This window comes from Pseudomonas sp. BIGb0278, from assembly GCF_024809895.1.
Lineage (GTDB): Bacteria > Pseudomonadota > Gammaproteobacteria > Pseudomonadales > Pseudomonadaceae > Aquipseudomonas > Aquipseudomonas shirazensis.
This window is the reverse complement of the sequence record NZ_JANUEL010000002.1, coordinates 563402-575232: the sequence shown is the minus strand read 5'-3', so window position 1 is coordinate 575232 and position 11831 is coordinate 563402. Positions and strand designations below refer to the sequence as shown.

The window sequence follows — 11831 nt, the reverse complement described above, 5'->3', positions numbered from 1 at the left end:
GGGCGTGATCAGCCACCATGAGGGTGAACGCGTGAACCAAATCAAGAAGATGCTGGCCATACCAGCTGCCGTTTTCGCCCTGTGGGCAGTCACCGCAAACGCGGCGACCAACGATGATATTGCCAAGCGCCTGGCGCCGGTCGGCCAGGTGTGTGTTCAGGGCCAGGAATGCAAGGGCATGGCCGTGGCGGCTGTGGCCAGCGGTGGCGCGGCCAAGTCGGCTGATGACGTGATCGCCAAGCACTGCAATGCCTGCCATGCCACCGGCCTGCTCAATGCGCCGAAGATCGGCGATACCGCTGCGTGGAAAGAGCGTGCCGATCATCAGGGTGGGCTTGATGGGATCCTCGCCAAGGCGATTACCGGGATCAACGCCATGCCGCCCAAGGGCACCTGCGCTGATTGTTCGGACGATGAGCTGAAGGCGGCGATTCAGAAGATGTCCGGGCTTTGACCTATCGATTGCTGGGGCTGCGCAGCAGCCCCAGCAATCCCAAGCCAGGTGCAGCAAATCCCGCCCGCCCACGGTCCAACCCCCTGACCGCATGGACGTAACAGGAGGCACCGATGGCCCACAGCTGCAGCATCGACCAGGCCGTAGACCACGTTCTGGCCCATTTGCCCGCCCATGTTCACATGGGCCTGCCGCTCGGCCTGGGCAAACCGAATGCCTTCGTCAACGCGCTCTATGCCCGCATCCGTGAGCTGCCCGAACGCCGCCTGACCATCTACACCGCGCTCAGCCTCGGCCGGCCGCCATTGGGCGATGGCCTGCAGAAACGCTTCCTCGAACCCTTCATCGAACGGGTCTTCGCCGACTACGAAGAGCTCGACTACCTGGCCGACCTGCGCGGCGACAAACTGCCCGCCAATATCCGCGTCGAGCAGTTCTTCATGCAGCCCGGCAGCCTGCTGCACAGCTGCATGGCCCAGCAGGACTACGTCAGCAGCAACTACAGCCACGCCGCCCGCGATATCAACGCCAAGGGCCTTAACCTGATCGCGCAACTGGTGGCTGAAACCCCGGAGCGCCCGGATCACCTGAGCCTGGCCTGCAACCCGGACATCACCCTCGACCTGCTGCCGATGGTCGCCAAGCGCCGCGCCGCCGGCGAGACCATTCTTCTGCTCGGCCAGGTGCACACCGAGCTGCCGTACATGCCCGGCGCTGCCGAACTGGGGCGCCAGGCCTTCGACTTGTTGATCGACGAGCCCGAGCAGCGCCGGCTGTTTTCCACCCCGAACATGCCGGTGGCGACTCAGGACCATTGCATCGGCCTGCACGCTAGCGCCCTGGTGCGTGACGGTGGCACGCTGCAGATCGGCATCGGCGCCATGGGCGATGCGGTAACTGCTGCGTTGTTGGCGCGCCAGGGCGACAACGAGGGTTACCGCGCCGTGCTGGACGAGCTGGATATCCAGCCGTGGCTGGCGCTGATCGAACGTGAAGGCGGCCTGGATGGCTTCGCCCAAGGCCTCTATGGCTGCAGCGAAATGTTCGTCAACGGCCTGCTGGCGCTGGCCGAAGCCGGCGTGGTGCGACGCCCGGCCGATGAACACGGGGTGCTGGTGCACGGTGGTTTCTTTCTCGGCCCACAGGCGTTCTACCAGCGTCTGCGCGAGATGCCGCTGGAGCAGCGCCAGCGCTACGCAATGACCGCCATCAGCTACATCAACGAGCTGTATGGCCAGGAAGAATTGAAACGCCGCCAGCGCCGCGATGCACGCTTCATCAACACCGTATTCGCCATGACCCTGCTCGGCGCCGGCGTCGCCGACCAGCTGGAAGACGGTCGCGTTCTGAGCGGGGTAGGCGGGCAGTACAATTTCGTCGCCCAGGGCCACGCGTTGCAAGGCGGCCGCTCGGTGCTGCTGCTGCGCAGCTGGCGCGAGGCCGGTGGCGAGGTCAGCTCCAACCTGTACTGGACCTATGGCCACTGCACCATCCCGCGGCACCTGCGCGATATCGTCGTCACCGAATACGGCATCGCCGACCTGCGCGGGCAGACCGACAGCGAAGTCATCGCCCGGCTGCTGGCGATCAGCGATTCACGTTTTCAGGGCGAGTTGCTCGAGCAGGCCAAGGCCGCCGGCAAACTGGCCAAGGACTTCGTGCTGGATCAGCGCTTTTGCGACAACACCCCGGAGCGCCTCGAAGCGCTGCGTGAGCGGCATCCACGGTTGTTCCCGGAGTATCCGCTGGGCACGGACTTCACCGCCGAGGAGCGTGATTTGTTCAGGGCGCTGAACTGGCTCAAGAGCAAGTTCAAGCTGAGCGAGGTGCTCGAGCTGGGCAAGGCGGCGCTCGATGCACCGCCGCCCGAAGCCTATCCGGCGCAGCTGGCGCGGATGGGCCTGGAGCAGCCGCAGGGGCTGAAACAAGAGCTGTATCAGCGCCTGCTGCTGGCCGGGTTGCAGGCAACCCGGTGAGCGTCACTCGATGAAGGTGACCACGCCGCCTGCAAGCGACTTGACCCGCGCTAGCGACTCAACCCGGTAACCCTGGCTGTCGAGCTCGGCACGGCCGCCCTGGAACGACTTCTCGATGACGATGCCCAGCCCGGCAACGGTAGCGCCAGCCTGCTTGATGATCGAGATCAGCGCCTGCGAGGCCTTGCCGTTGGCGAGGAAGTCGTCGATAACCAGCACGCGGTCGCTGCTGTTGAGATGACGCGGCGAAATCGCCACGGTGTTCTCGGTCTGCTTGGTGAACGAATACACCGAGGCAGTCAGCAGGTTTTCGGTCAGGGTCAGCGACTGGTGCTTGCGGGCGAACAGCACCGGTACACCGAGTTTCAGGCCGGTCATGATCGCCGGAGCGATGCCCGAGGCTTCGATGGTAACGATCTTGGTCACGCCGGAGTCTGCGTACAGGCGGGCGAATTCGTCACCGATCAGCTGCATCAGGGCAGGATCGATCTGGTGGTTGAGAAACGCGTCGACTTTGAGAACCTGGTCGGAAAGCACGATGCCTTCTTCGCGAATCTTCTGCTGCAGTGCTTCCACTGTGGTATTCCTCGATGTAGCAAAAAGTGGCCACGGCTGGCTGCCGTGACAAAAGTGTAAAAGGGTTCAGCGCTTGAGCATTGCCCGTATATCGGCCAAGGCGTTGTTGCCGCGCGCGGCTTTGACTTCAACCGGCGCATCGTCCAGACCTTCCCAGCACAGATCATCCGGCGGTAGTTCGTCAAGGAAGCGGCTGGGCGTGCAATCGATGATTTCGCCGTACTGCTTGCGCTTGGCAGCGAAGGTGAAGGCCAGGGTCTGGCGTGCGCGGGTGATGCCCACGTAGGCCAGGCGCCGCTCTTCTTCGATGGTGTCGGCCTCGATGCTGGAGCGGTGCGGGAGGATTTCCTCTTCCATGCCCATGATGAACACGTAGGGGAATTCCAGGCCTTTGGAGGCGTGCAAGGTCATCATCTGCACGCCTTCGGCGTTTTCCTCTTCTTCCTGCTGGCGCTCGAGCATGTCGCGCAGGACCAGTTTGCCGATGGCGTCCTCGATGGTCATGTCACCCTCTTCGTCTTTCTCGAGGGTGTTTTTCAAGGCATCGATCAGGAACCAGACGTTGCTGATCCGGAAATCCGCCGCCTTGTCACTGGCGGTGTTCTGGCGGATCCAGTTTTCGTAGTCGATGTCGCGGACCATCTCGTGCAGCGCTGCGATCGGGTCATCCAGCGCGACCTTGTGGCGAACGCCGTCGAGCCAGTGCTTGAAGCGCTGCAAGCGCTCGGTGTAGCGCGCATCGAGGTGCTCGCCGAGGCCAATTTCGTCGCTGGCGGCGTACATCGACACGCCACGCTCGGTGGAATAGTTGCCGAGCTTTTCCAAGGTGGTCGAGCCGATTTCCCGGCGCGGCACGTTGATCACGCGCAGGTAGGCGTTGTCGTCATCCGGATTGACCAGCAGGCGCAGGTAGGCCATCAGGTCCTTGACCTCCTGGCGCCCGAAGAAGCTGTTGCCGCCCGACAGGCGATACGGCACCTGGTGGTGCTGCAGCTTCAATTCGATCAGCTTGGCCTGGTAGTTGCCGCGGTAGAGGATGGCAAAGTCGCTGTAGGGACGGTCGGTGCGCAGGTGCAAGGTGAGGATTTCCATGGCCACACGCTCGGCCTCGGTTTCCTCGTTCTTGCAGCGGATCACGCGGATTTCGTCACCGTGGCCCATCTCGCTCCACAGCTGCTTTTCGAAATCATGCGGGTTGTTGGCGATCAGCACGTTGGCGCAACGCAGGATGCGGCTGGTCGAGCGGTAGTTCTGCTCGAGCATGACCACCTTCAGCGACGGATAGTCCTCTTTCAACAGCATGAGGTTTTCCGGGCGGGCACCGCGCCAGGCGTAGATCGACTGGTCATCGTCGCCGACCACGGTGAACTGGTTGCGCATGCCGATCAGCATCTTCACCAGCAGGTACTGACTGGCGTTGGTGTCCTGGTATTCGTCGACCAGCAGGTAGCGCACCTTGTTCTGCCAGCGCTCAAGCACCTCGGGGTGCTCCTGGAACAGTTTGACCGGCAGCAGGATCAGGTCGTCGAAGTCCACCGCGTTGTACGCCTTGAGCGTGCGCTGATAGTGGGTGTAGACGATGGCGGCGGTCTGCTCGCGCGGATTGCGGGCTTTTTCCAACGCCTCGGCGGGCATGATCAGCTCGTTCTTCCAGGCACCGATCATGTTCTTGATCTCGTCGATGCCGTCGTCGCCGGAGTACTCCTTCTGCATGATGTCCGACAGCAAAGCCTTGATGTCGGCCTCGTCGAAGATCGAGAAGCCCGGCTTGTAGCCCAGGTGCTTGTGCTCCTTGCGGATGATGTTCAAGCCCAGGTTGTGGAAGGTGCAGACGGTCAGGCCGCGCCCCTCACCTGCGCGCAGCAGGGTGGCGACCCGCTCCTTCATCTCGCGCGCGGCCTTGTTGGTGAAGGTCATGGCGACGATGTACTGGGCACGGATGCCGCAGTTCTGGATCAGGTGGGCGATCTTGCGGGTGATCACGCTGGTCTTGCCGGAGCCAGCACCGGCGAGCACCAAAAGAGGGCCGCCGACATAGTCACAGGCTTCTTGTTGCCGGGGATTGAGTCGGGACATGCTAGAACCGGGGTCGCCAGAAAATAGCCGCGCATTCTAACAGGCAAGTCACGCTTGTGGCGCGACCGTCTGACGCCGGAGTCAGACTTTTGTGACGTCCGGTGCCCTACCTGGCGGGAGTGGATCATGGCCTTGCCGCCACAATCGAGCTATTACTCAAATCAGATTTGCCGGTTGTACGACTTTTGGAGCAGGATGCGCGACAGAATACGACGGAGTGCAGCCCCGGGATGGGTGTTAATAAGAGTGAATATCATTTGGCTCTTGAGGTAGGATACCCCCGTCACGGTTAACGACCTCGCCTAAGGAGCGCGCTTGTCCACGCCTGTCGAACCCTTGCGTTTGCTGCTGTTGGCCGATGAGCCGGAGTGGGCCGCCAGCTTGCGCGACTGCCTGCAGCCTTTGGCTGGCAGCGCCGTGCTGCTGACCGCGCCCAACTGGGAGGCGGTCAACAGCCTGTTTGCCCATGACCGTCAGGCGGTGGTGCTGGCAACGCCTGCGCTGCTGCCGACCCCGGGCCGCTGCGAGTTGCCGACCATTGTCCTGCTCGACGACGAGCCCGAGGCGCCGCCTGCCGGCGTCAGTGACTGGCTGGTGCTGGCGCAACTGAGCAGTGACAGCCTGCGCCGCTCGCTGCGTCATGTGCGCGAGCGCGGCGTGCTGGTCGCCACCCTGCAGCGCCTGGCCGAACAGGACCCGCTGACCGGCATCGCCAACCGTCAGGGCTTTCAGGCCCTGCTGACCACGCGCCTGGCCGAACACGACGGCCGTGGCGTTGCTCTTGGCCATCTGGATCTGGACAACTTTCGCCACGTCAACGATGCGCTCGGCCATCAGGGCGGCGACCGGCTGATCCTGCAGGTGGTGACCCGGCTCAAGTTGCAGCTGGAGGCGGGCGATCAGCTGGCCCGGCTGGGCAGCGACGAATTCGCCCTGCTGATCGACACCCGTCGCGAGCCGAACCGCGCCGAATGGGTGGCCGAGCGCATCGTCGAAGCGCTGGGTGAGCCGTACTGGGTCGATGGCGAAAGCCTGTTGGTGGGCTGCAGCCTGGGTCTGGCCCATGCTCGCGCGCAGGCCGGCGCCGACCCACTGATGTGGCACGCGCACATCGCCATGCGCCAGGCCAAGAGCGTGCAGGGTTGCAGCTTTCATGTGTTCAACGAGCGGATCAACCGCAACGCACGCAGCCTGGCTGACCTTGAAGGCGAACTGCGCCGCGCCCTGCGCCGCGACGAGCTGGAACTGCATTACCAGCCACGGCTGAACCTCGTCGACGGCCGCATCGTTGGCCTCGAAGCACTGGTACGCTGGAACCACCCCGAACGCGGCCTGCTGCCGCCGAGCGAATTCGTGCCGCTGGCCGAGCAGAGCGGCCTGATCGTGCCGCTCGGCTACTGGGTCATCTCCCGTGCCCTGCGCGACATGCAGGGCCTGCGTGAGCACGGCATTGCGCCGCTGCACATGGCGGTCAACCTGAGCTTTCGCCAGTTTCAGGACAGCCAGCTGCTGGCGACCCTGAGCCGGCTGATCATTGAGCATGGCGTCGATGCCCGGTGGCTTGAGTTCGAACTGACCGAAACCGCGGTGATGCGCCGCAACGAGCTGGTGCGCCAGACCATGGACGCCCTGGGCCGCCTGGGCGTGCGCTTCTCGCTGGATGACTTTGGCACCGGTTTTTCGTCGTTCGTGCACCTGAACAGCCTGCCGATCACCTTGCTCAAGGTCGACCGCAGTTTTGTCGGTGGTATGGAGCTGCGCGAAGAAAACCGCAAGCTGGTCCACGCGATGATCAACCTGGCGCACAACCTCAACCTCGAAGTGGTCGCCGAGGGTGTCGAAAGCGAAGAGCAGATGGCGCTGCTGCGCGGCTTTGGCTGCGACCAGGTGCAGGGTTTTCTGGTCAGCCAGCCGCTGCCGGTGGATGAGCTGGTGACCTACCTGCAGCAGGTGCCGGTCAGTGCGATCCGCGCTGTCTGAGTGCGCCGGGGCTGCTTTGCAGCCCTTTCGCGACCCAAGGCCGCTCCTACAGGAACCATGTCGTCTGGGCATTGCGCGGTACCTGTAGGAGCGGCCTTGTGTCGCGAAAGGGGCGCAAAGCGCCCCCTGCATTCCCGACCGTCACCCCCCCACGGCAACCTTGCGCAGCATCCGCCGCATCCGCCATTCGAAGGCGAAGGTCAGCGCCACCGAGGAGCAGGCCAGGCCCAGCGCCAGGCCCCACCAGATGCCGAGTGCACCGCCGTCGAGGTTGAAGGCAAACAGCCACGCACTTGGCGCGCCGATCAGCCAATAACAGCCCAGACCGATCAGGAAGGTGGTCTTGGCGTCTTGCAGGCCGCGGATCGAACCCATGGCGATGGTCTGCACACCATCGAACAACTCAAACCACGCCGCCACCATCACCAGCCCCACTGCCAGCTGGAAGATGCCGGCAAAGGCAGGGTCATTGCGGTCGATGAACAATCCCACCAACTGCTCGGGCAGCAACAGGAACAGCGCGGCGAAGGCAAACATCAACAGCGCACCAAAGCAAATACCGACCCGCCCGGCACTGCGCGCTGCAAGCAGGTTGCCGCCGCCGTAATACAGGCCGACCCGCATGGTCACCGCATAAGACAACCCGGTCGGCACCATGAACGCGGTCGAGACGATCTGCAGGGCGATCTGATGCGCCGCCAGCTCGGTGCTGCCGAGCACACCCATGCACAGCGCGGCGAAGGCGAACAAGCCGACTTCGACCATGTACGTGCCGCCAATCGGCAGGCCCAGCCGCCACAGCTCGCGCAACGCCGACAGCGATGGCCGCGCCAGGCCCTTGCGCAGCGGGTAGGCGTCGTAGAAGCGGTGCCAGCGGATATACAGCGCCAGGGCGATGGCCATGCCCAGCGAGACCAGCGCGGTGACCAGGCCAATGCCGACCAGGCCGAGTTTGGGCAAACCGAACATGCCCTCGATCAGCGCATGGTTGAGCAGGTAGTTGAGCACCGTGCCGACCAGGCTGATGACCATCACCGGCGTCGACCGGCCAAGGGCGCTGGTGAAGCCGCGCAAGGCCATAAACGTCAGGTAGCTGGGTAGTGCCAGTGGCAACAGGGTGAGGAAGGCCATGGCCGCCTCGACGTTTTCCGGCTGCTGACCAAACATCAGCAGCACCGGGCCGAGGTTCCACAATGCCAGCGCGGCGCCCAGCGCCAAAGCCCAGGCCAGCCAGATGCCGGCCTGAGCGAGGCGGGTGGCGCCGGCGATATCCCCGGCACCCTTGCGGATCGCCACCAGCGTGCCGACGGCGGCAATCACGCCCAGGCAGAAGATCGACACGAACGAATAGCTCGCCGCGCCCAGGCCGCCACCGGCCAGGGCCTGCGGGCTGATCCGCGCCATCATCAAGGTGTCGGTCAGCACCATCAGCATATGCGCCAACTGCGAGGCAATCAGCGGCCCGGCCAGGCGCAGCAGAGCCTTGAGTTCAACGGTGGGCGCGACGTGCATGGTGAGAGTCCTTGATGCTGGGGGATGAACAGGAGGTGGATTCTGAGGCCTGGGTCAACTTTCCACAAAAGGATAAATGCGATCGCTCCCATGAGTTGAACTCATGTATGTATGATTTGCCTTGCTCGTTCGTGCCCCCCGTATTGCAGGTGCCCCATGTCCAGACAACTCCCTCCGCTCTATGCGCTGCGCGCATTCGAGGCGGCTGCACGGCATTCCTCGTTCACTCGCGCCGGCGAGGAGTTGTCGATTACGCAAAGCGCCGTCAGCCGGCACATCCGCACGCTGGAGGAGCACTTCGCCTGCCGCCTGTTCGTGCGCAGCGGCCGCAGCCTGCAGCTGACCGAGGCGGCGCGGATGCTGCTGCCCGGCGTGCGCGATGGCTTCGCTTCGCTGGAGCGCGCCTGCGATACCTTGCGCGGCGAAGATGACATCCTGCGCATGAAAGCCCCGTCGACCCTGACCATGCGCTGGCTGCTGGCGCGGCTGAGCCGCTTTCGCCATCTGCAACCGGGCAACGAAGTGCAACTGACCAGCGCCTGGATGGACGTCGACCATGTCGATTTCAATCACGAGCCGTTCGACTGCGCGGTATTGCTCAGCGATGGCCAGTTCCCGGTCGACTGGGAGGTGCGGCGGTTGTTCTCCGAGTTGCTGATCCCGGTCGGCGCTGCGCAGCTGATCGACGAGGGGCCTTGGGATGAGCAGCGCCTGGCTGACATCGAACTGCTGCATCCGACCCCGGACAAACGTGACTGGCGTAGCTGGCTGGCGCGCATGGGCCTGGCTGACAAGGTTTCGCTCAAGGGTGGGCAGGTTTTCGACACGCTTGAACTGGGCATGATCGCTGCGGCGCGTGGCTACGGGATCTCCATGGGCGATCTGTTGATGGTGGCCGAAGACGTCGCTCAAGGCCGGCTGAGCCTGCCGTGGCCGACCGCAGTGGCCAGCGGCATGGACTATTACCTGGTCTGGCCACGCACCAGGCCCGGCTCGGAGCGCCTGCGTCGCTTGAGCGGGTTTCTTCAGGAAGAGGCGGCGGCAATGGACTTGCCAGCGGTGCAAATCCTGCCAGCGCTTGCGTAGTAAAACGTTTGCGAATGTCCCGGTCCGGCACTCAAGTATTCGTCCGCGACGCCGATTTAGTGGCACCAGCGTCCCGCAAGAGGACGCGATTACCCGTCGAAAGCAGCGGGCGGTCAGCGCGATCAGGATGATCCCGGCCCCTTGCCAGGAGCTTGCACATGCCTCAACCCCGTGCCCGGATTGCCTCACAGCTCGGGATCGCCCTCGCCATCGTGCTGGCGCTGGTGATCACCGGCAGTACCCTGTTTGCCCTGCGCTCGCTGGACAACGCCAACCTCGCCACCCGCCAGGAACACCTGGCCAGTGAAGCGCGGCTGCTGGCTGACCAGCTGGATACCTTCCATGGTTCGCTGAAGGACAACACCCAGCGCCTCAGCGGCCTGTTCGAGCGCCGTTTCGCCTCGGGTCTGAGCCTGCATGCCGGCGAAAGCGCCACTGTCGCCGGCCAGGCCACGCCGGCGCTGTATCTGGGGGAACACCTGCTCAACAACGATTTCCAGCAGGTCGACGAGTTCAAGCAGATGACTGCTGGCGTCGCCACCGTGTTCGTGCGCAGTGGCGATGACTTCATCCGCATCAGCACCTCGCTGACCAAGCAGGATGGCAGCCGCGCCATCGGCACCCAGCTCGACCGCCAGCACCCGGCCTATGCCAAGTTGATGGCCGGGCAAAACTACGTTGGCCGTGCCGTGCTGTTCGAGCGCAACTACATGACCCGCTACGTGCCGGTGCGCGATGACAGCGGCCGAGTCATTGCGGTGTTGTTCGTCGGCTTCGACTACACCGATGCGCAGAACGCCCAGCTCGCCAACCTCAAGCGCTTCCGCATCGGTCACACCGGCTCGCTGGCGCTGCTCGACGAGCAGGGCAAGTGGCTGGTGCCGCCGGCTGATGTGGGCAATGCCGAGGCGGCCGCGCAAGCCGTCAAGAACCTCGCTGCAGAGCCGGGTACTGGCAGCTTCTGGGACAACGCCGACCAGCAGATTTTCAGCGTTGCCATGCCGTTTGCCGAAGGCCCGTGGACAGTTGTTGCGAGCATGCCCGAAGCCGAGATTCGCGACGTGACCTGGAGTGTCGGCCTGCGCCTGGCGATCGGCAGCCTGCTGGCCATGCTGCTGGCGGTGGCGGCGACGCTGTTCCTGCTGCGGCGCAAGCTGCGCCCACTGAGCGACCTGCTGCGTCAGGCCGAAGCCCTGGGTGCGGGTGATCTGAGCGCGCGTCTGACGGTCAGCAGCAACGACGAGATTGGCCAGTTGGCGCGCAGCTTCAACCAGATGGGTGAAGCACTGTCGACCATGGTTGCGCACATTCGCAGCGCCTCCGAGCAGGTCAGCGGCCGTGCTCGTTCGCTGGCCGGGCTGTCGTCCGGTGCCTGCGAAGGCATGGAGCAGCAGTCTGGCGAAATCACCAGCATGGCTGGCGCCGTCGAAGAGTTCAGCGCCACCTCGATGAACATTGCCGACAATATGGCCGGCACCGAACGCATGGCCCGCGACAATGCCGAGCACACCCGGGTTGGCCGCAGCGCGATGAACGAAGCGTCAGCCTCGCTACGCCAGATCGCCGATGCCCTCGGCGGCACTGCTGAGGTCATGGACACCCTTGGCGCCCGCTCGCAGGAAATCGGCGGCATCGTCGGGGTGATCACCGCCATCGCCGAGCAAACCAACCTGCTCGCGCTCAACGCGGCAATCGAGGCCGCTCGCGCCGGTGAGCAGGGCCGTGGCTTTGCCGTGGTGGCCGATGAGGTGCGCGGCCTGGCGGCGCGGACCCGTTCGGCAACCGACGAGATTTCCGGAATGATCGGCAGTATCCAGCAGCAGACCGGGCACGCCATCAGCACCCTGCAGCAGGGCAACCGGCTGATGCAGGAAGGCCTTGAACGCAACGTCAAAGTGGCTGATGCGCTGGCTCAGATTGACCAGCAGAGCCGCGACGCCGGTGAGCAGTTTGCCGCGATCAGCGCTGCCACTCAGGAGCAGAGCAGCACTGCGACCTTGCTCAGCCGCAACCTGCAGAGCATCGCCCAGGCCAACAGCGAGCAGCACGATGTGGCCAATGAACTGGCCACCACCGCACGTGAGCTGGAAGGCCTGGCGGCGCAGTTGCGCCAGGAAGTGGATCGCTTCCGCGTCCGCTGACAGCGGTAGCCGCCCCGCAGATCGGCCTGC

At 64.2% G+C, this 11831-nt stretch carries 8 protein-coding genes and 1 pseudogene; 6 read left to right on the top strand and 3 right to left on the bottom strand.

Going from position 1 to position 11831, the window contains the following annotated elements:
• Window positions 1-31: 31 nt before the first annotated feature.
• Window positions 32-454 (top strand): cytochrome c5 family protein, encoded by a 423-nt coding sequence (locus tag M2396_RS11305; protein WP_224785531.1) that lies wholly within the window; start codon window positions 32-34, stop codon window positions 452-454.
• Between the two features lie 113 nt (window positions 455-567).
• The gene (locus M2396_RS11300; RefSeq protein ID WP_259074800.1) at window positions 568-2430 is read left to right on the top strand and encodes an acetyl-CoA hydrolase/transferase C-terminal domain-containing protein; all 1863 of its coding nucleotides are present in this window, start codon (window positions 568-570) and stop codon (window positions 2428-2430) included.
• A gap of 3 nt (window positions 2431-2433) precedes the next feature.
• Here the strand turns inward: M2396_RS11300 and xpt are convergent, their stop codons facing one another.
• Window positions 2434-3006 (bottom strand): xanthine phosphoribosyltransferase, encoded by a 573-nt coding sequence (gene xpt / locus M2396_RS11295; protein WP_101322909.1) that lies wholly within the window; start codon window positions 3004-3006, stop codon window positions 2434-2436.
• 66 nt (window positions 3007-3072) lie between these two features.
• On the bottom strand, window positions 3073-5082 hold the full coding sequence (gene rep, locus M2396_RS11290) for a DNA helicase Rep (protein WP_101322910.1): 2010 nt from the start codon (window positions 5080-5082) through the stop codon (window positions 3073-3075).
• A 315-nt stretch (window positions 5083-5397) separates the two neighbouring features.
• Here rep and M2396_RS11285 point away from each other — a divergent pair, with 315 nt between their 5' ends.
• Window positions 5398-7062 carry a bifunctional diguanylate cyclase/phosphodiesterase gene (locus tag M2396_RS11285; protein ID WP_101322911.1) on the top strand — a complete coding sequence of 555 codons (1665 nt, stop codon included), beginning with the start codon at window positions 5398-5400 and terminating at the stop codon, window positions 7060-7062.
• A gap of 141 nt (window positions 7063-7203) precedes the next feature.
• Here the strand turns inward: M2396_RS11285 and M2396_RS11280 are convergent, their stop codons facing one another.
• Entirely contained in the window at window positions 7204-8574 is a 1371-nt protein-coding gene (locus M2396_RS11280; protein WP_150570446.1) for a NorM family multidrug efflux MATE transporter, read from the bottom strand.
• Between the two features lie 156 nt (window positions 8575-8730).
• Here M2396_RS11280 and M2396_RS11275 point away from each other — a divergent pair, with 156 nt between their 5' ends.
• The 3 genes and pseudogenes from M2396_RS11275 to M2396_RS24350 all read left to right on the top strand — a co-directional run bounded on the left by M2396_RS11275 (window position 8731) and on the right by M2396_RS24350 (window position 11801).
• Window positions 8731-9660 (top strand): LysR substrate-binding domain-containing protein, encoded by a 930-nt coding sequence (locus M2396_RS11275; RefSeq protein ID WP_150570445.1) that lies wholly within the window; start codon window positions 8731-8733, stop codon window positions 9658-9660.
• A 158-nt stretch (window positions 9661-9818) separates the two neighbouring features.
• Window positions 9819-10940: pseudogene (locus M2396_RS24355) on the top strand (Cache 3/Cache 2 fusion domain-containing protein); the annotation flags it as partial.
• A complete protein-coding gene (locus M2396_RS24350) occupies window positions 10935-11801 on the top strand; it encodes a methyl-accepting chemotaxis protein (RefSeq protein WP_375140266.1) in 867 nt (288 codons plus the stop codon). The pseudogene M2396_RS24355 and the gene M2396_RS24350, both read left to right, overlap by 6 nt.
• Window positions 11802-11831: the final 30 nt, after the last annotated feature.